20 protein-coding genes are annotated in these 18532 nt (G+C 40.0%); 12 read left to right on the top strand and 8 right to left on the bottom strand.

Annotated features, from left to right (window positions below; all coding sequences use genetic code 11):
* Nucleotides 1-18: 18 nt before the first annotated feature.
* From LXL81_RS24430 to LXL81_RS24415, 4 genes are all read right to left on the bottom strand, one after another.
* A complete protein-coding gene (locus LXL81_RS24430; RefSeq protein WP_234649808.1) occupies nucleotides 19-1161 on the bottom strand; it encodes an amidohydrolase family protein in 1143 nt (380 codons plus the stop codon).
* Nucleotides 1162-1202: 41 nt separating this feature from the next.
* Nucleotides 1203-1691: a 2-C-methyl-D-erythritol 2,4-cyclodiphosphate synthase gene (gene ispF, locus LXL81_RS24425; protein ID WP_234649806.1), complete on the bottom strand. Its 489-nt coding sequence runs from the start codon at nucleotides 1689-1691 to the stop codon at nucleotides 1203-1205.
* A gap of 198 nt (nucleotides 1692-1889) precedes the next feature.
* Complete coding sequence (locus LXL81_RS24420) at nucleotides 1890-2369, bottom strand: hypothetical protein (RefSeq protein ID WP_234649804.1); 480 nt, start codon at nucleotides 2367-2369, stop codon at nucleotides 1890-1892.
* Nucleotides 2370-2381: 12 nt separating this feature from the next.
* Nucleotides 2382-2840, bottom strand: a complete 459-nt coding sequence (locus tag LXL81_RS24415) for an RNA polymerase sigma factor (RefSeq protein ID WP_234649802.1) — start codon at nucleotides 2838-2840, stop codon at nucleotides 2382-2384.
* Nucleotides 2841-3188: 348 nt separating this feature from the next.
* Between LXL81_RS24415 and LXL81_RS24410 the strand changes: the two genes are divergently transcribed.
* Entirely contained in the window at nucleotides 3189-3848 is a 660-nt protein-coding gene (locus LXL81_RS24410) for an HAD family phosphatase (RefSeq protein WP_234649800.1), read from the top strand.
* A gap of 150 nt (nucleotides 3849-3998) precedes the next feature.
* On the opposite strand, the gene LXL81_RS24405 is transcribed toward LXL81_RS24410, so the two are convergent.
* From LXL81_RS24405 to LXL81_RS24395, 3 genes are all read right to left on the bottom strand, one after another.
* Nucleotides 3999-5672 (bottom strand): hypothetical protein, encoded by a 1674-nt coding sequence (locus LXL81_RS24405; protein WP_234649798.1) that lies wholly within the window; start codon nucleotides 5670-5672, stop codon nucleotides 3999-4001.
* Nucleotides 5669-6892 carry a hypothetical protein gene (locus LXL81_RS24400; RefSeq protein ID WP_234649797.1) on the bottom strand — a complete coding sequence of 408 codons (1224 nt, stop codon included), beginning with the start codon at nucleotides 6890-6892 and terminating at the stop codon, nucleotides 5669-5671. The genes LXL81_RS24405 and LXL81_RS24400 overlap by 4 nt, the downstream gene beginning before the upstream one ends.
* Before the next feature lie 128 nt (nucleotides 6893-7020).
* A complete protein-coding gene (locus LXL81_RS24395) occupies nucleotides 7021-7656 on the bottom strand; it encodes a C40 family peptidase (RefSeq protein WP_234649795.1) in 636 nt (211 codons plus the stop codon).
* Between the two features lie 264 nt (nucleotides 7657-7920).
* On the opposite strand from LXL81_RS24395, the gene LXL81_RS24390 reads away from it, so the two are divergent.
* The 11 genes from LXL81_RS24390 (at nucleotide 7921) to LXL81_RS24340 (ending at nucleotide 16860) form a co-directional block, all read left to right on the top strand.
* Nucleotides 7921-8532 (top strand): fumarylacetoacetate hydrolase family protein, encoded by a 612-nt coding sequence (locus LXL81_RS24390; protein ID WP_234649794.1) that lies wholly within the window; start codon nucleotides 7921-7923, stop codon nucleotides 8530-8532.
* Between the two features lie 33 nt (nucleotides 8533-8565).
* Nucleotides 8566-10518: a M23 family metallopeptidase gene (locus LXL81_RS24385; RefSeq protein WP_234649791.1), complete on the top strand. Its 1953-nt coding sequence runs from the start codon at nucleotides 8566-8568 to the stop codon at nucleotides 10516-10518.
* A 3-nt stretch (nucleotides 10519-10521) separates the two neighbouring features.
* Nucleotides 10522-10980: a thioredoxin-dependent thiol peroxidase gene (bcp, locus tag LXL81_RS24380; protein ID WP_234649790.1), complete on the top strand. Its 459-nt coding sequence runs from the start codon at nucleotides 10522-10524 to the stop codon at nucleotides 10978-10980.
* A 111-nt stretch (nucleotides 10981-11091) separates the two neighbouring features.
* Nucleotides 11092-11949, top strand: coding sequence for a transketolase (locus tag LXL81_RS24375; protein ID WP_234649787.1), 858 nt, complete (start codon nucleotides 11092-11094; stop codon nucleotides 11947-11949).
* 18 nt (nucleotides 11950-11967) lie between these two features.
* Complete coding sequence (locus tag LXL81_RS24370; RefSeq protein ID WP_234649785.1) at nucleotides 11968-12555, top strand: Uma2 family endonuclease; 588 nt, start codon at nucleotides 11968-11970, stop codon at nucleotides 12553-12555.
* A gap of 27 nt (nucleotides 12556-12582) precedes the next feature.
* The gene (locus LXL81_RS24365) at nucleotides 12583-13545 is read left to right on the top strand and encodes an AAA family ATPase (protein WP_234649783.1); all 963 of its coding nucleotides are present in this window, start codon (nucleotides 12583-12585) and stop codon (nucleotides 13543-13545) included.
* Complete coding sequence (locus tag LXL81_RS24360) at nucleotides 13539-14117, top strand: hypothetical protein (RefSeq protein ID WP_234649781.1); 579 nt, start codon at nucleotides 13539-13541, stop codon at nucleotides 14115-14117. Before LXL81_RS24365 ends, LXL81_RS24360 begins: the two co-directional genes overlap by 7 nt.
* A 13-nt stretch (nucleotides 14118-14130) precedes the next feature.
* Nucleotides 14131-15087: a transketolase family protein gene (locus tag LXL81_RS24355; RefSeq protein ID WP_234649779.1), complete on the top strand. Its 957-nt coding sequence runs from the start codon at nucleotides 14131-14133 to the stop codon at nucleotides 15085-15087.
* Nucleotides 15088-15325: 238 nt separating this feature from the next.
* Entirely contained in the window at nucleotides 15326-15868 is a 543-nt protein-coding gene (locus LXL81_RS24350; protein WP_194118747.1) for an RNA polymerase sigma factor, read from the top strand.
* 55 nt (nucleotides 15869-15923) lie between these two features.
* Nucleotides 15924-16364 carry a hypothetical protein gene (locus tag LXL81_RS24345; RefSeq protein ID WP_234649775.1) on the top strand — a complete coding sequence of 147 codons (441 nt, stop codon included), beginning with the start codon at nucleotides 15924-15926 and terminating at the stop codon, nucleotides 16362-16364.
* A gap of 19 nt (nucleotides 16365-16383) precedes the next feature.
* Nucleotides 16384-16860, top strand: coding sequence for a hypothetical protein (locus LXL81_RS24340; protein WP_234649773.1), 477 nt, complete (start codon nucleotides 16384-16386; stop codon nucleotides 16858-16860).
* Between the two features lie 91 nt (nucleotides 16861-16951).
* Here LXL81_RS24340 and LXL81_RS24335 read toward each other — a convergent pair whose 3' ends face one another.
* Complete coding sequence (locus LXL81_RS24335) at nucleotides 16952-18529, bottom strand: SulP family inorganic anion transporter (RefSeq protein ID WP_234649771.1); 1578 nt, start codon at nucleotides 18527-18529, stop codon at nucleotides 16952-16954.
* Between the last annotated feature and the right edge of the window lie 3 nt (nucleotides 18530-18532).

Here is an 18532-nt window from a genome sequence, read left to right as displayed (position 1 = left end):
CAGCTCTCCACTTTCAACTCACTTAGGGAATTGGGATTTGTCCAGGCCCGGGATGATTGTTAGTGCGTTTTTGTAATATAGTTTTTTCAAAACTTCATCAGAAAGTCCCATGCCGTACATGCGCCAGAAGGCGTGGTATTTTTTGTGGTATGGAAAATATTCGTCTTCTGTTTCCAGCACTCTGAAATAGGTACTGTATTCGGAGGGAACCCAACTGTCTTTTCCGAATAAAACTCTGTCTTGCCATTTGTCAAAGAATTTCTTTGCGGCTCTTGGCTGGCGTCCCAGTTCGGCAATTACGGCTCCGATTTCAACATACATATTTGGAAAAACAATCATCAGACTATCCAGTTTTTTCAGATTGTTAGGATACCAGCCCATGTGAGCGTTGATGAAAGTTGTTTTTGGATTATCTCTGAAAATCTTGTGCTGTTCAGCAATTAGCGAATCAAAAGGTACCGGATCATTCGGGCCGCGGCGGCGCCCTGGATGTGTTTTTAATTCCAGCCAGCGTTCATTGTAACGATCCATCGGATCCCAGAAGGATGGTACATCGGCAGTATGAATCAGTACAGGAATTTTCAATTCGCCACATTTTTTCCAAACCGGATCAAGGCGTGGATCACTCACAGCCACACGGTTTCCCTTGTCATCTTTTATACCGTTAAAACCTAAACTTTTATAAATTTTCAAACCTTTGGCACCCATTTTCACATCCGCTTCCAATTGTTTGACAGCCCTTTCGGTCCAGTCTTTTTCTCCAAAACCTTTAAATTGAAGATTGGTGAATATGCCAATTCGTTTAGGAGCATTTTTAGCCGCATTTTCCAGGGACCCTTTCAAGGTTGCAGTTCCCTCCTCCCAGCTGTCGCTCCATCCGCGACCGCTCAGATTTATCATAATACCCATATTCAGACTATCCATCTGAGAAACCAGGAATTTCAGATCCTGGGTTGGCATTTGATATTGGTGGTTATGCACATCAATGAAAGGAAATTTGGCGCGCCTGAGTTTATGCTCTTCAACTTTTAAAGTCGAAACAGGATCATATTCCTCAAAACCAAGCGGTTCTATCGCGTTCTGTGCTTTTGCTTTTTCTAAAAAAGCTCCAAAAGTAAAAGCGAAGGATAAAGAGAAAAGTAAAGGTCTGATTAATTTCATAGGGATGGGTTTGAGCATTATTTAAAAGGAAGAAAAACTGTTCACTTTTCCGGTTTATAAATTAAGGCAACACAATGGGCGGCAATTCCTTCCTCTCTTCCTACAAATCCCAAATGTTCGGATGTTGTTGCTTTAATAGAAATATCTTCTTCCGAAACATTCATGACTTGTGCAAGACAGGTTTTCATTTCGGGAATATGTGGATTTAATTTTGGCCTTTGTAGGATGATGGTAACATCGACATTCCCAACTTCAAAACCTTTTTCACGAATCATTTCCAAAACTTTTGATAGCAAAACTTTGCTGTCGACACCTTTCCATTGTGGATCTGTATCTGAAAAATGAAAGCCGATATTACGCATATTGGCTGCGCCTAAAAGCGCATCGCAAAGTACATGACAAACAACGTCTGCGTCTGAATGACCTTTGGCGCCATGCGTGTGTGGAATTAAAATGCCGCCAAGCCAGAACGGGCGGTCTGCAACTAATTGATGAACATCATAACCTTGTCCAATCCGAAAAGGAAACATGTGAAATTTGATTAATAAATAGTAAGCGCAAGTTGGTGATTGAATTTGGGAAAGACAACCCCCGTCCGACGGTTTTTTTTACCGTAGGACAGGTTAAAAAAACCGTTTATTATCTAATAGAATTTTTTTGTCAGGCTGATAAAAAAAATCTCCGGAATCTGAAAGATGACGGAGATTATGATTTTCTATGTAAGTCAGCTAGCGTTTCGGAGCAGCGATTTCGGTGCGTAGTTTTTGGATTTCATCTTCCTGACTTGCAGCTTTAAAATAATAATAAAGTCCTGCGATCAGAAATATTTTTGAAAGAATGAAAACAGCAACAAAAGCCGGACGCCACCATTTATGCACTTTTATGTAAGTGTCATTAACTTCAATGTCAAGGTATTGCTCTTTTTTAACCGTATTATCCTTCGGCATATCATAATAGGTATGATTTGCCTTTGAAGTAATGTCAGTTTTATTATTTCTCAGCTGTATAAGTTGCCGTACATCAGACGGAGGCGGAACTGCATTCTGAAGGAAATAACCCTGAATGTTTTTTTCAAAACGCACCAGATATTCCGAGATTTCTGAATGCGACATTACCATCTGATTTACCTGATGCTGCTCTTCATCCGTGCTCATCCCCAGCAAGTAAGCTTCCAGTATCCCGCTTTCAATAAATTGTTTAGTGTTCAAGGTGTGTTGTGATTATGCGTTTGGAGATTTGAAAAATTCATGAAATGCTTTAAGCACTTCTGATTTCGAAATTTTTAATTTTTCGGCAACTTCATCCGGTGAATAACCCTGACGAAAGGCAAGGTCAAAAATCAGTTCAGGAGTATTTTCATTTGAAGAATATGCATTGTCTGCGCTGAAAGGCGCAATGGTCAATAATTTTCTTTTGGCTTCAACCGCTTTTGCCCGGGCCAGTTTAATAACGCAGACAGCAAATGTAAAGGGGTAACTATTACAGGATTGTAAAAGCGGAGACGAAAAAACACTTACCAGAATTTCCTGAGCTAAATGCGGCTGAGGTACTATTTGTAAAATAATGCCATAGGCCATGGCTCCATACTGGTCATAGACTTCAAGCGTTGTCAACGGAGCAGAATTCTTCGTTGCTACCTGTTGACCAGAATTATCATTTACACGTTCAAGTTCATTCATATTAACGCTAACTTTTAACGGATAGAGATTTATAGGGTGAGATTATAACTGAGAAGATGGTAGTTAATAAAGTAAAATCTTATCCTTGTGAGAAATATTTGATTGAAGCTATATAATAATTTTGTAGTATAATTAACAATGCTAAATTAAAAAGTTCTGTGGATAAATTGCTATAAAAATTGTCATTTGGAAAATAATGTTTTGTAAAATGCTTTAATTGTCCTAAAAACAAGGTTTATGCATATTTTCTTTATAGCCGGTAAATCATTATCAAAACTTAAAAAATAGCCGGACCTGCTGAATCTTAAACCGTTGTCATGTAAATATCCTATATAATACCTTTGTCAGATGAAAAAAGAAATTGCAGTTATCTTCGACATGGACGGTGTTATCGTTCATACCAATCCATATCATTCGAAAGCTTTTCGTGAATTTTTTTCAAGCCGTGATCTTCATCCCTCTGATGAAGATTTTTCTCAGCATATGTTCGGGAAAAGCAATGGTTATATTCTTTCACATTTTTTGGAAAGAAAAATTGAAGGAGAGGAATTGAGAGTGATGGAAGATGAAAAGGAAAGTCTGTTCCGGAAAATCTACGAGCCACATATTGATCCTGTTTCGGGTATTATCTCTTTTATTGAAGATCTGTCTCAAAATGGAGTAAAACTTGGTGTTGCAACTTCTGCGCCTGTTGCCAATCTTGATCTGGTTTTTAGCAAGGTGCCTTTGCGGGAAAAGATGGGCTCAATACTAGCCAGTGAAGATGTAAAAAAACATAAACCAGATCCGGAAGTTTATCTTAGTTCTGCTAAAAACTTAGGGGTGTCGCCGGAAGATTGTGTCGTTTTTGAAGATTCATTTTCAGGCGTTTCGGCCGCGCTGAATGCCGGGATGAAGGTAGTTGGTGTGCTTACGTCCCATACAATTGAAGAATTGCCGCCGTGTAATTTTTATATCAAAGATTATTCTGAAATGTCGTTTTTAAAGGTTTCGGAATTATTTAACTAATTCGTTTGGGCCTCCGGTCCGGGGCGTTCGTAGGGGCGACCCTCGTGGTCGCCCGGCTCAAATTATCCTGGATATGGATCAATTAAATATCATGTGATTTCCGGGCAACCACGAGGGTTGCCCCTACCATCGCCCGAATAATGACCGCATTTAGATTCCGGCCGTTGCTCCAACCGATTCCACGACGCGCACGTCAAACGCACCTGTCAAAACCTGACCATTCCTTTTTACCTGAAGAAATATTCTATATCGTCCGCTTTTGGGAAACGCATATGGAAAGGAAATCCGGTTACTGTGATCCATAGCGTTCATCGCTCCGCTTTCATTTTGCTTATACATACCCATTTCGGTCATCAGTACTTCTTCTCTTTCGGCGGTCGGCATAGCTTTTAATCTCAAAAGATAACGATCAACACTATCACGGAAAATCGCCGGAGACGGCTTTTGCATAATTTTAGTTGTATCCTTTAATCTATTTTTCAAAGTCTGTTCTGCGGCCATTGCAAAAGTACCCGAAGGATGTAAATGGATATAAACAGATCCATCCGAACGAAGCACAGCAACGTGACCCATCATACCCAGATAAGGTTCAGGAAAAGTTGGCGTGCCATCCGGATTAAATATTTCAAAGTTTAACAAATAGGGTTTTCCAGCCTCCAGTGCCTTATCCGGTTTCCCTTCCCAAATCGCATAAGAGCTATCTTTGAAAACCGTCTTTGTTCCCGGTTTTCCACAAATGACAACATTTTCGTCAAGAGGAATCTGGCCCGGGGCATTGATCGCGTCCGTCACCACATAGGTATCTTCTTCGGCTGTTTTTTTAGTTTCGGCAACTTTTGCAGGATGTCCGGGAATTTCCAAAGTATCTACAATGGTTTCAGCAAAACCAGAATATTGAACTACATCAGCATACATAAGATATTTTCCGGCAGGCAAATTTGGCAGGTAGGCTTCAAAGGTTGCGCTGTCTTTTCGTTCGGGGTGAATATGAGCGAAAGCGTCAAGGCCCGGAGTCCGTACCAGAAAAACGTGCATGAGTTTGCCATGATCAGGAATTAATGTGCTAAGCATCGCACCCCTTTTATTTTCCTGCCAATTGGTCGTATCAATTTTTAATTGAAAAATACGCTGACTTTCCTCGCTGATCACTCTTGAACTTCCTTTCAGTGGTTTGTAAACATTCTTATGATAGCGGGCCGCCCAGCTATTCCACCAGCTGCTTCCTCCGTACAGGATCAATGCGCAAACGACAGTTGCAATACCCATATTCAACCATCTTTTTCTTTTTTGTTTAGATGACAAAACTTCACCGGGATGCAATAAACCGTCACTGACACTGGCACCAATCGCAGTGATCATTAGCAAAAAGAGTAGTATACCAAGCAGAGAAAGGCCAAATCCAAGTCCTTTTGGCATTTCGCCCTGCGCCGTAGAAACGGCTACAACAGGAACAATAAATTCACCTTTCCCATCTTTACCAGATATTTCGATCTGTACGCTGGAGGAGCCGCTTTGCATCAGCCAAACAACACCCTGGAACTGTCCGGGTTGACCGGGGACGGCCTGTATTTCATCAGCAGAAGGCGCACCCTGACTTCCGAAACGGTAGGTGAATGGTCGTGCAAGAACTTTCTGAGGATCCCCGTTTTCAACAAAAACAGTAATCCGGGCGGTTCCGGGAATAACTTCCGGAGGAGTTATATCAATTAAGACTTTATAGGGACCGGCTTGTACTTGCAGTAACACACCTGAACTTCCCACATGAGCCCAGGAAATGTGAAAGGAAAGCAGGAGCAGAATTATTATGTATAGTAATTTTTTCATCGTTGAATTTTATTCATCCAGTTTCCCCATTTCAAACCTATTCGTGTAGAAATCAGACTGCTGACCCAGGCTATTGCCAAACCTATTGTTAAGTCTAAGGTGGTGGTATCAAGCGCCCATTCCGGAAATTTGTAACGAAACTCCCAATCCGGATTGCTGCCGAAATACCAGTAGTGGCTTCCGAAAAACCAGTTTCTGGCATAGGGAGATTCGACTAAAAATGTTCCTGCGCACCATTGGACGATAAAAAATGTAAGGAGAAAAGCAGTTCCTAAAATCAATGACAAAATCCAGTCGTTCAGATAGGCGAATTTGTTTCTTAAAATATCAGCGAAAAATGCAGGGACGATCAGTAATAATGGAAATTTAAATCCCTGGTAATGATCAATGTGGTTAACAATCGGGCCAAGTTTCGGCTCGGCCGGAAAAAGTGGAATAATCCATAAAGTCAGTAACAGCAGCAAGCTGTAAACACCTGTAACTGCCGTTATGGTCCATTTGTTTTTTACAGCTTTTCCCAACGCCATGAGGTAAAAGGGAAATACGATAGATACAATGACATAAAAATCTGATTTGTGTGTATTGCGTATTCCCATTTCTTCGGAAAGCAGGGTATACCACATCGTCAACAAAAAACCGGCTGAAAGAGAAAAGAGCCAGAACAAGATTCTGTTTATGGTTTTCTTCTTTTTAGGATCATCGTTGAAGAAAAGTTTATTCTGATTTTTTAGTGAAATGACACTGATCATCGCACCGAACTGAACGCTGATTATACCAAGTGCCAAAATCGTATGCGGTGGAGAAAGAATGGTAATATCAAGTCCGTAGGTATTATGCCACCAGTCGTCAAAAGGGGCAGAAGTGAGCATGGCCAATGCTCCCCAAACGCAAAATAATTGTCCCAGAGAGCTATAAAAAAAGCCCCAGACTTTTACGCTTTTGCTTTTTTCAACAGAACTTCCCCAAAACGTAACCCTCAGTATTTCATACCCTGAAAATATGCCGGAAACGATTGCGCCCAGATAAATGATTAAATGCGGAGGAGAAAAAAGTCCGTCGCGACCGATACTCAAATGCCAGCAAATATCCCAGATCAATCCGGTGATGACACAAAAGGAAGAAAAAACGGTTGCAAAAATATAAAATGGAATTCCCTGATTATTATGCAGCGTAAAGACTCGCTCAGGCGGAACTGGCGGCGGACTTATTGTATTTTGCATTTCGTTAAAGTGGTTGGGGGGTAATTTATTAATAAGTAACCGATATAAAATTCCTTAGTTATTCCATTCAGGAATAAAAAGATACAGAATATTTATTGTTACTCAAAACAGCACATGGCAGGCTATTGTTAAAATGGGCGCATGGCTTTTACAAACCGTCCTTTGAAATAAGTAGAAAAAAGATTGTCCTCACGAACGCCTCGTGATGTGGAAGCATGTATGAAAAATATTTCCTGCTGATTGCGGACATCCGTGACAATTCCGGCATGAGAAACGTAACCTTCTTTGCCAGCTTCGGGAACAAAGAATACCCAGTCGCCGGGACGGATTTCCTGAATGCTGGCGACCTCGGTTCCAAACTCAGATTGCTGCCATGAAATTCTTGGCACTTTAATACCCACTTCTGAATAAACAGAACATATTAATCCTGAGCAATCGATTCCATTTTTGTCATTACCTCCTGAACGATAAGGAGTTCCGGAATATGTCCTGGCTACTTCCACGACTTGTGGAATCTCTTTTCTATAATTTCCGGATGGACTGGAATTTGTATAGGCAGGTTTTTCCTTTGGTGCTGCCGGGCGGTTATTGGCTGGTTTTCTTGCAGGCGTGCTTACTGGTCTGCGGTTTGCTGTGGTATTTGTTCTGCGGGGCTGAGCTACCGGGGCAGGATTTTTGCGGAGCGTATCACAGGAAAAAAGTAAAATTGTAAAAACGAAAAGGCAAATCGTATTGAATAAAGAAAGGGAAATCTGCTTCTTCATGTCTAAATTTTTGTTGATTAATTTCATTTCAATCTTACCATAACACATACAAATAACGACACTTCTATTAAAAATTGTCGAATCAAAATTTGAAAAATGAAGGAAGGGATTTGTTAATACCTTGAACTTCATCCTGAAAACATATTTTTTTAGATTGAAAAAATGACAGAAATATTATGTGGGAGCCGGCTTTGTCAGTAGTTTTGTCTTTAATCAGAATCGATTTTCTGATCTTACTATCCATTAAATCTCAAATCTTTTTTAATGAAAATTATTTGTGTAGGCCGTAATTATACGGAACATATTGAAGAGCTTAAAAATGAGCGTCCAGAGTCGCCGGTTATTTTCCTGAAACCTGAAACGGCGCAGATCCGTGCCGGCGAACCTTTTTTCTATCCTGATTTTTCAAAAGACATTCATCACGAAGTTGAACTGGTTGTCAAAATAAATCGTGTTGGTAAGAATATTGAAGAACGTTTTGCACATAAATATTATGACGAAATCGGAATAGGAATCGATTTTACTGCGCGCGACTTGCAATCGGAATTGAAAAGTAAAGGTTTACCATGGGAACTGGCAAAGGCATTTAACGGCTCCGCACCTGTTTCAGAATTTCTACCGGTTTCGGATTTTGAAGATATCCAGAATATTAATTTCAGCCTTGATGTGAATGGAGAAACACGCCAGTCGGGCAATTCTTCGATGATGTTATTCCGCATCAACTACCTGATTTCTTTTGTCTCAAAATATTTTATGTTGAAAAAAGGCGATCTGATTTTTACGGGAACACCAAAAGGCGTTTCATCAGTACAAATAGGGGATAAGTTGACGTGTTCAATTGAGGGTAAAAAACTTTTGGAATTGTCGGTGAAGTAAGGAGAGGGAAAGTTTATTTATCAATTTCAATTCATGTTTTATAATCCATTGGCAATCAGACGCACAAGTTTCATTTTCTTTCTTTTTTTGTTTGCTGTTCTTTCTGGTTTTGCTCAGAAACAATCGTATCCGCAAGGTTATTATCAATTTCCGATCAGGCCCGGGCTTTCCAATTCTCTGGCTGGTGGTTTGGGTGATTTGCGCTCAAACCATTTTCACGCAGGGCTGGATATTCGTACGCAACAGGTTGAAGGTTTGCCGGTTTATGCGGCTGCGGAAGGATATGTTTACAAAGTGGCTGTGCAAAGAAGTGGTTATGGAAATGTCATTTATCTGCGTCATCCAAACGGGCAAACAACGGTTTATGGCCATTTGCTGAAATTCAGTGATTCGCTGGCCAATTATGTTCGTACGGAACAATACAAAAAACAGACTTTTGAAATAGATCTTTTTCCGGAAGCTGGTAAATATGCTTTCAGAAAAGGAGAGGTTATCGCGCTTTCCGGTAATACCGGAGGGTCTGCCGGGCCGCATTTGCATTTTGAAATACGTGATTCAAAAGATAATTACTTGAACCCGCTGTATTTTGGTTTTAATGAAATCAAAGATGTAACGCCGCCAAAATTTGTCAATGTTGCGATTCGTCCGACGGATATCAATGGCAGGGTAAACGGAAAATTTGAAAGACAAACATACGCGCCGGTTCGCCAAAAAGACGGAACATACCATATTCCGGCAACGATTACTGCAACGGGAACGGTTGGTCTGGAACTATTGGCGCATGATATGATGACCGGAACAGGCTTTCGCTATGGTTTGCAGTGTATCGAAATAAAACTGGACGAACAGGAAGTTTTCGCCTATAACATGGAGATTTTCCCAAACGCTGCTACAAGGGATTATAATAACCTGATTGATTACGAAACAGAGCAGGAAACCGGACAGCGTTTTTTGAAATGTTATGTGCCAGATGGTAATCAGTTTGATCTTTACAAAACGGGGGCCTACAAAGGCAAACTTTTTATCAATGACACCCTGACGCATCAGGTCATAATTAAAATTTTTGATTCCTACGAAAATTCATCAATTCTGACTTTTTCGATAAAAGGCGAAATGCCAAATCCACCGCTTCCGGTTTATGATATGGAAGTAAATCCGGAATGGATCCAAAGTGAAATTTCTAATAATACATTAAAAGTGAGGGCGAAATATTATCGCAGCACAATGCCGCTTGCTACCTTTTATGTATATGGAAAAGAGGTAAAAAAAGCGCCGGATCTTTATGAAAATGAAACAGCAGTTTTCCTGACTGATTTAAGGGATTATATTCCTGATTCGGTGAAAATTGGAAATACAACGGCAAGAACTTATTTAAGATCGAAAATAAGTCCGGGTAAATTAACAACATATCAGTCGGATAAGTGGTCACTTAAATTTGATACCAATACTTTATTTGATACTTTGTACGTAGTCGGTCAGAAAAATTATAATTCGCTGACGATTAATGATAAGGGAATTCCATTGAAAGATTATGTAACGATTTCTTTCAAACCCGAAGAAATACCGGTTAAAAAAGAAAGAAGCGGTATTTATAGGTATACGGGTTATGGTTATCGCTTTATCGGAGGAACCTGGAAGGATGATGAAATTACTTTTAAAACCAGAGAGCTGGGCACTTTTGTCATTCAAAAAGATACCATTCCACCACGGGTCAGGCTGGTTGAGCATAGCACAAAACGGATTAGGGCCTACATCAGTGACGGGATTTCCGGGATTGATAATTTTAAAGCTTATGTAAACGGCGAATGGGTTCTGATGAACTATGATGCCAAAACAGGTTTTATCTGGTCAGAAAAAATGGATGAAAGCCAACTTTTTGAAGGCGATCTGATGTTAGAAGTTAAAGATGGGGCCGGAAATAGTACTATCTTGCAAACTGATTTGGTTGAACCTGTTACCACACCCAAAAAACGAAAACGAAAATAAATTATGGGACTTCAGATTGGTGAGGCAGCACCGGAAATTTCAGCAAAAGACCAGAACGGAAATGATGTAAAACTTTCCGATTTCAAGGGCAAAAAAGTAATTCTTTATTTTTATCCCAAAGATGATACGCCAGGATGTACAGCCCAGGCTTGTAACCTGAGAGACAATTATGAATCGCTTTTGATAAAGGGATATGTTGTTTTGGGCGTGAGTGTTGATAACGAAAAATCACATCAGAAATTTATCAAAAAGTATGATCTGCCTTTTCCATTATTAGCCGATACTGATCACGCGATCGTGGAAGCTTATGGTGTCTGGGTAGAAAAAAGTATGTATGGCAAAACTTATATGGGGACAGCACGTACAACTTTCGTCATAGATGAAAACGGTATTATTTCTGAAATAATCCAGAAAGTGGATACTAAAAACCATACTGATCAAATTTTGAGTAAAACTGAGTAATTAAAAGTCAATTACTCATATTAATAAATCCGAAATTCGCAGTTCGTTTAATAGATGTCGCGAATTTTAATCCAGCTGTTTTACGCTCCAATAAAATAATAAAATCGAGAAATGGAAATTGAACAATTAGAAAAAGTAGCAGCACAAGTTCGCAGGGATATCGTTCGTATGGTACATGGTTGCCAGTCGGGACACCCTGGAGGATCATTAGGCTGTACTGATTTATTAGTTGCGTTGTATTTTGAACGCATGAAGCTGAATGAGAAAGACGGCAAAGTAGTATTTGAAATGGATGGCGCAGGTGAAGACCTTTTCTTCCTTTCAAACGGCCATATTTCCCCCTTGTTGTATAGCGTTCTGGCGCGCAGAGGTTATTTCCCGGTTCCTGAATTAGCTACATTCCGTAAACTAAATTCAAGATTGCAAGGTCACCCGACTCCTCACGAACATTTGGAAGGAATTCGTATTGCTTCCGGTTCATTGGGACAAGGCATGTCTGTGGCAATCGGAGCTGCTTTGGCTAAGAAATTGAATAACGATACAAGTCTTGTTTATGTCCTGATGGGTGATGGCGAGCAGCAGGAAGGCCAGGTTTGGGAAGCAGCAACTTTTGCTCCACACCACAAAGTAGACAACCTGATTGCAGTTGTTGACTTAAATGGTCAGCAAATTGACGGTCCTACGGCGAAAGTTATGGACAATCGTGATCTTGGTGCCAAATATGCAGCATTTGGTTGGGAAGTAATGGAAGTTGAAGAAGGAAACGATATGGCTTCGGTTGTAAAAGCTCTTTATGAAGCAAAAAGCAAAGCCGGGCATGCAAAACCAATTATGATCATCCTTCATACCGGAATGGGTTATGGCGTTGATTTTATGATGGGAAGCCATAAATGGCACGGTGTTGCACCAAACGACGAACAATTAGCGGCAGCATTGGCGCAGTTGGAAGAGTCGATGGGGGATTATTGAGATCAGAAATTCCGAAAAATGACAAGCATAGATCAACTGGACTTTTCGCGGCAATATACCTATGCAGATTATCTGCAATGGCAATTTCAGGAACGTCTGGAACTGATCAGAGGGTACATTTACAAAATGTCGCCCGCTCCGGCTCGTCGTCATCAGGATATTTCACGAAATCTTGGGAGGCAAATTGATAAATACTTGCTTGATCTTCCCTGCCAGTGGTATACAGCACCGTTTGACGTACGTTTACCTCGTCGTAACAAAAACGGAGATGATGAAATAATTACCGTTGTGCAACCTGATATTTGCATCGTTTGTGATCTTTCAAAACTGGATGATCGCGGCTGTATCGGAGCACCGGATGTTATTATTGAAATACTATCTCCCGGAAATACGAAAAAGGAAATGTTTGAAAAATTTCAGGTGTATGAGGAAGCCGGTGTAAAGGAATACTGGTTGGTTGAACCTGCTGATAAAATTGTGTTGGTTTACACGTTGAATGAGGAGGGGAAATATGTTGGCAAGCGGCCTTTTACTGAGGAAGAAAAGATGAACTCCTTTGTGTTTCCTGAGTTAGTAGTAGATCTTAATGATGTTTTTGTTGATTGATAATAACAGAAAATTTGTCACGATAAAGTGAAAATAAAGAAGCTCCATATCAAGAATTTCAAATCCCTGGTCGATCTCGAAATCGTCGAGCCAAACCCGTTTACGGTTTTTGTCGGTGCGAATGGCGTGGGGAAGTCGAATATTTTTGAGGCTTTGGAGTTTCTTCTTTGGCCGGATTCTAATAACCGCTTAAGAATTTTTGGATCGGCTGAAAATCTTCAAAATCGACAATTAGAAGATCAAACATGTGAGTTCAAGTTGGTATCGGAAGAATTTAGTTTCGAAACGGAAGGTCGTTATTATTATGCTGATCAATTCGAAACAGATGGTTTTTTAAGTTTGTTTGACAGAAAGGACAAGTTTTATCTTTTTTCGAAATCTTTTTCCAGATATTTCATTGGAAGAGTTGATTACCAAAAGATTAACTATACAGATTCTTCAAAACTAAACTTTGCTAATACGAATCTCGAGAAAGTTCTTAAACGTCTGCTTGAAGATGAAAGCAAAAGAGAAGAAATTACAGAATATTTGCAATTGCTGATTCCAGGTTTTGAGAGAGTTGAGATTCATTCTGACAATATTGGAGGAACGGATTCACTTTTAATATACGAAATTGGCTCCAAAAAGCCGTTTACGAAAAACCTTATTTCTGATGGAACATACAATATTATCTGTCTATTGGTAGCTGTGTTTCAATCGGATGAACCTCAATTCTTATGTATTGAAGAACCAGAAAATGGATTAAGTCCATATGCTATTGAAGTATTAGTAGAAATGTTTCGAAGTAAGTGTGAAGACAACGGTCATATTATCTGGCTAAATACGCATTCTCAAACACTGGTTCGCCATTTGAAAGAGGATGAGATGATTTTGGTAAATAAGGTTGATGGTAAAACTGAAATTAAGCAGTTGGCAAAAGGAGCATTTTATGGCCTAAATGCAGATGAAGCCTGGCTTACAAATGCTCTTGGAGCTGGTCTTCCATGGTAAGAGTTGGTTTCATTTGTGAAGGTAAAACTGAAAGGAAAATTATTGAATCTGAAAATTTTCAACAATACCTGACCAATTTGGGAATTGAATGTTTGAAGCCAGTCCTGGATGCTAAGGGTAGTGGGAATTTGCTGCCTGAAAATCTTCGGGAATCCTTGGAATTGTATAAAGCCAGGAAGGCAGAGAAAATAGTAATTCTTACTGATCTTGATGAAGATGCTTGTATTACAGTAACAAAAAATCGGATAACCAGCGATACGAACAGAGTAGTAATTGTAGCAGTTAGAAAAATTGAATCATGGTTTTTGGCTGACAGTTTAACTTTGAGTCTTTTGTTAAAGGAGCAATTTAGCTTTGATAAACCCGAAGAGGAAGCCTCGCCATTTGTTACATTGAAGAATATTTTTATTCAACAGCAAGGTAGGGGAATAGGTGTTAAGGATATTTTTACGGCGAGAATGATTAAATACGGTTTCTCAGTCCAAAACGCAGCCAGCCACCCAAACTGTCCAAGTGCCACTTATTTCCTGAGTAAATTAGAACAAATAGCAAAAAATAATTTTAGACATTAGATCGATACAAATAATGAAAAAATACACCTTCACCGAAAAAAAAGATACCCGTTCGGGCTTTGGCGCCGGGATGCATGAACTTGGACAGAAGAATCCAAACGTGGTAGCACTTTGTGCTGACCTTGTTGGTTCTTTGAAACTGGAACCTTTCATCAAAGAAAATCCTGAAAGATTTGTTCAGTGTGGTATCTCTGAGGCCAATATGATCAGTGTTTCTGCTGGTTTGACAATCGGTGGTAAAATTCCTTTTGCAACAACTTTTGCCAACTTTGCCACAGGCCGTGTTTATGACCAGATCCGTCAAAGCGTTGCTTATTCAGGTAAAAATGTAAAAATCTGTGCTTCTCACGCAGGTCTAACTTTGGGAGAAGATGGTGCAACACACCAGATCCTTGAAGATATCGGCATGATGAAAATGCTTCCAGGTATGACAGTTATCAATCCTTGCGATTACAACCAGACAAAAGCTGCTACAATCGCAATTGCTGATTACGAAGGACCAGTTTATTTACGTTTTGGTCGTCCGGTTATTCCAATTTTCACAGCTGCTGATCAGGTTTTTGAAATAGGTAAAGCCTGGATGGTAAGTGAAGGAACGGACGTTAGTATCTTTGCAACTGGCCATATGGTTTGGGAAGCGATCCAGGCTGGTGAGCAATTGGAAGCAGAAGGTATCAGTGCTGAAATAATCAACATCCATACAATAAAACCGCTTGATGAAGAAGCAATTCTGAAATCAATTGCAAAAACGCGTTGCGCTGTTTCAGCTGAGGAGCATAACCGTATTGGTGGATTGGGCGATAGTATTGCACAGGTAATTGTTAAAAATGACCTGGTTCCGCAGGAATATGTTGCTGTCAACGATAGTTTTGGAGAAAGTGGAACACCTGCTCAATTGATGGAAAAATATGGCTTGACTGCCGCTGATATTGTTGCAGCTGCAAAACGTGCGATCGCCAAGAAAAAATAATATATTCTTCTGGCAAATTAAAATAGCCATTGGAACCGGAATGCCTTTGAGTCTTGTATATAAGTAAGATAACTTTCTGCTTATGTACAAGACTCGAATTTTATTTGCCCTGTACAAAAAAATAAACTATTATTGATTCTTAGTGAAGATTCAATAACCACCATTGTATTTTGAAAAGGTAAAAATCGTTTAAGATTTAGCCCTTTTATCAAACAATCAGACTAGGACTGAGTATTAAATGTCTGACGAAGAATTATTAGCATTATTTCAGAACCCCGAAACGCGTAGAAACGCGTTCAACCAACTGGTGCGGAAGTATCAGCAAAAGGTGTATTGGCTGGTGCGGAAAATGGTCGTGGATCACGACGACTCAAATGATATTACGCAGGATGTGTTTATAAAAGCCTGGACAGCGCTTGAAAATTTCAGAGGCGATTCCAAGCTCTATACGTGGTTATATCGCATAGCAAGTAATGAAGCCATCAACTTTTTAAACAAAAAACGTAAACGCTTTTTTGTTTCCATCTATGATGTTGAAAGTGAATTGAGTGAAAAGCTGGAAGCCGATCCTTTGGTTAGCGGAGATGCCATTCAATTAAAACTTCAAAAAGCTTTATTGAAATTACCCGAAAAGCAGCGACTGGTATTTAACCTTAAATACTATGAGGAGTTACCATACGAAGAGATTTCGGAAATTACGGGTACATCGGTTGGAGCCTTAAAAGCATCCTATCACTGGGCCGTAAAAAAAATAGAAGACTTTTTAAACGAAACGGATTAAACCATTTGTAATTGTTTAGGTCAAAGATAAGTAAGACAAAGAAACACGTATAGTCATGGACAAAAAGCACATACGGTTAGACGATCTGAAAAAGGAGACGCCTTTTTCGGTACCTGATGGCTATTTTGAAAATCTACCCCAACTCATTCAGTCGAGGATACCAAATGAAGTTGTTCGAAAGCCGTTGATTCAATGGAGCTGGCAAAGGTCAGCGGGATTGGTCGCAGCGATGAGCTTTTTACTCGTAATGGTTTGGGTTACATTCCCGGAACGCCAGGGTTCGCTGGGGCAGGAGCCGCTTAGTAAAGTAAGTGATGCTTCAATTGTAAGTTATCTGGAAGATCAGAATATCAGTTATTATGATCTAAGTGAACATCAGGTTGTGCAAAAAGCTTTTGATACGGACTCAACTGTTTTGAACTATCTGGATGGTATGGACGAGGAATTCCTCCGTCAGCAAATCCTTGAAACAGGCTCCGGTTCGGAAAAAATTTGAAATTTATTGATCTAACAAAATGAACTCACCAAAAATATTAAGCAACGTTAAAGGAATATCACTGATCTTGCTTTTTACGCTTTTTTCCACCGCTATGGCATGGGCACAACGTCCATCCGGTGAGGAAATGCAGCGTATTCAGGATGCCAAGATCGCGATTATTACCAATCGTTTGAATTTAACGCCGGAGCAGTCAACCGGCTTTTGGCCGATTTATAACGAGTATTCTCAAAAAAGAAGAGAAATTCATCGTGCTCAGCGCAAAATTATTAATGATAAAAAGGCCGAGGGAAAAACGGATGAGCAGGTTTTAAACAACCTGAAAGAAGTACAAGATTTGAAACAACAGGATCTGGATCTTGAAAAAGAATATCAAAACCGGTTTCTAAAAGTCATTTCTGCTAACCAGATTATTGAATTATATAAAGCGGAACGAACTTTCAATGATATGCTGATTCAGAGGCTGAAACAAAGACAGGGAAAACCGAATGAGTGATTTTCAAACTGAATAAAAAAATGATCCCCATAACCATTAAAGGCTATGGGGATTTTCATTTGCTGACGAATTATCAAGGTTACGATATTTATTAATGACCTCCAACTGTGGCAACATTTTCAATTCCGACGGTTTCAACGATGATATTTTTCATCGGAGCCGTATGTTTTCTAAACTCCTGAATAAGTTCTAAAACGTCATAATCGATATTAAACGATTTTGTACCGTCAATAATTACTTTTGAATTTTCCGGTAAACTGTCGAGGGTACTTCCTATAGATCCTTTATTTAAAAAGGTAACTTCTTCTGACAATTGTATCGTGATCACCTCGCCGTCTTTATACTCCTCTTTTTTATAATGATAGGAGTGTTTGTAATTCTTTCTCAAAATAAAGTAGATCGCCACAACCATTCCTATCCCAATGCCTTTCAATAGATCTGTACTCAAAATTGCCACAACAGTCACGATAAAAGGAAGGAATTGCTCTTTCCCTAATTTGTACATGCCGCTATAAAGAGAGAATTTGGAGAGTTTATAACCAACCAAAAGTAGAATGGCAGCCAAAGATGCCAAGGGGATATAGTTGATGTATCCTGGAATAAAAATCGCCGAAAGCAGTAAAATGGATCCATGTATGATTGTCCCCATTTTCGTCCTCCCACCTGACTCGATGTTTGCCGAACTTCTAACAATCACCTGCGTAACGGGTAAACCTCCGATAAGTCCGGAAATCATATTTCCAATACCCTGCGCTTTCAACTCACGGTTTGTCGGTGTGGTTCTTTTATACGGATCAAGCTTATCTGTTGCCTCGACTGACAATAAAGATTCCAGACTGGCAACTATGGCTAACGTCACGGCAACCGTATAAACCTCTATCCGGTTGATGGCACTGAAATCGGGCGTCTTGAAAAAGCTTAAAAATTCAGCAACGTTGGATGCAACCGGAAGCTGAACCAGATGTTCGCCACCCATCGCAATTTCCGGGAAGTAATTCAAAAAGAAAGCATTAAGCAAAATTCCCATTAACACGACAAACAATGCACCGGGCAAAAATTTGAAAAGCTCAATACGTTTCATGAAGGGTTTGTCAAATAATAACAAAAGTCCCAAAGAAACGACCGAAATAATAATGGCACCCGTGCTGCTATACCGTATGGCGTTATAAACCTCTGTAAAGGTATTTTGCCCATCTTTTTGGCTGAATGCTTCATCGCCCATAAAATCGGCATCATACCCAAATGCATGAGGTATTTCTTTTAGTATAAGTGTTATGCCAATGGCTGCCAGCATGCCCTTAATCACTGATGAAGGGAAGTAATAACCGATAATGCCGGCATTCATAAATCCCGCGAGAAGCTGAATTGCGCCTGCAATAACAACTGCGAGCAAAAATGCTTCAAAACTTCCCAGCGTTTTTATTGCTGTCAAAACGATTACAACCAGGCCCGCAGCCGGACCCGCGACGCCGAGTGAAGAACCACTTAAAAAACCTACAACAATCCCGCCCACTACGCCGGCGATTATTCCGGAAAACAAAAGGTCAGGCCTTCCGGTTGAGGCCAGTGCTACGCCCAAACATAAAGGCAAGGCGACCAGGGAAACAACTAACCCCGCCGGGAAATCGAACCTGAGATTCGAAAACAGATTATTTTTATTCGTTGACATAGG

The sequence above is a fragment of the Dyadobacter sp. CY356 genome, assembly GCF_021440195.1.
In the GTDB taxonomy this organism is placed as follows: Bacteria; Bacteroidota; Bacteroidia; order Cytophagales; family Spirosomataceae; genus Dyadobacter.
The sequence above is the reverse complement of the archived record's forward strand: the minus strand, read 5'-3'. Positions and strand labels throughout refer to the sequence as shown.

What these genes read in the sequence shown, in the direction of transcription:
- LXL81_RS24410 (WP_234649800.1), top strand. Translation starts at nt 3,189, where the DNA reads ATGAAAAAAGAAATTGCAGTTATCTTCGACATGGACGGTGTTATCGTT.
- LXL81_RS24350 (WP_194118747.1), top strand. Translation starts at nt 15,326, where the DNA reads ATGTCTGACGAAGAATTATTAGCATTATTTCAGAACCCCGAAACGCGT.
- LXL81_RS24390 (WP_234649794.1), top strand. Translation starts at nt 7,921, where the DNA reads ATGAAAATTATTTGTGTAGGCCGTAATTATACGGAACATATTGAAGAG.
- LXL81_RS24370 (WP_234649785.1), top strand. Translation starts at nt 11,968, where the DNA reads ATGACAAGCATAGATCAACTGGACTTTTCGCGGCAATATACCTATGCA.
- LXL81_RS24340 (WP_234649773.1), top strand. Translation starts at nt 16,384, where the DNA reads ATGAACTCACCAAAAATATTAAGCAACGTTAAAGGAATATCACTGATC.
- LXL81_RS24405 (WP_234649798.1), bottom strand. Translation starts at nt 5,672, where the DNA reads ATGAAAAAATTACTATACATAATAATTCTGCTCCTGCTTTCCTTTCAC.
- LXL81_RS24345 (WP_234649775.1), top strand. Translation starts at nt 15,924, where the DNA reads ATGGACAAAAAGCACATACGGTTAGACGATCTGAAAAAGGAGACGCCT.
- LXL81_RS24400 (WP_234649797.1), bottom strand. Translation starts at nt 6,892, where the DNA reads ATGCAAAATACAATAAGTCCGCCGCCAGTTCCGCCTGAGCGAGTCTTT.
- LXL81_RS24415 (WP_234649802.1), bottom strand. Translation starts at nt 2,840, where the DNA reads ATGAATGAACTTGAACGTGTAAATGATAATTCTGGTCAACAGGTAGCA.
- LXL81_RS24335 (WP_234649771.1), bottom strand. Translation starts at nt 18,529, where the DNA reads ATGTCAACGAATAAAAATAATCTGTTTTCGAATCTCAGGTTCGATTTC.
- LXL81_RS24355 (WP_234649779.1), top strand. Translation starts at nt 14,131, where the DNA reads ATGAAAAAATACACCTTCACCGAAAAAAAAGATACCCGTTCGGGCTTT.
- ispF (WP_234649806.1), bottom strand. Translation starts at nt 1,691, where the DNA reads ATGTTTCCTTTTCGGATTGGACAAGGTTATGATGTTCATCAATTAGTT.
- LXL81_RS24360 (WP_234649781.1), top strand. Translation starts at nt 13,539, where the DNA reads ATGGTAAGAGTTGGTTTCATTTGTGAAGGTAAAACTGAAAGGAAAATT.
- LXL81_RS24395 (WP_234649795.1), bottom strand. Translation starts at nt 7,656, where the DNA reads ATGAAGAAGCAGATTTCCCTTTCTTTATTCAATACGATTTGCCTTTTC.
- bcp (WP_234649790.1), top strand. Translation starts at nt 10,522, where the DNA reads ATGGGACTTCAGATTGGTGAGGCAGCACCGGAAATTTCAGCAAAAGAC.
- LXL81_RS24430 (WP_234649808.1), bottom strand. Translation starts at nt 1,161, where the DNA reads ATGAAATTAATCAGACCTTTACTTTTCTCTTTATCCTTCGCTTTTACT.
- LXL81_RS24385 (WP_234649791.1), top strand. Translation starts at nt 8,566, where the DNA reads ATGTTTTATAATCCATTGGCAATCAGACGCACAAGTTTCATTTTCTTT.
- LXL81_RS24375 (WP_234649787.1), top strand. Translation starts at nt 11,092, where the DNA reads ATGGAAATTGAACAATTAGAAAAAGTAGCAGCACAAGTTCGCAGGGAT.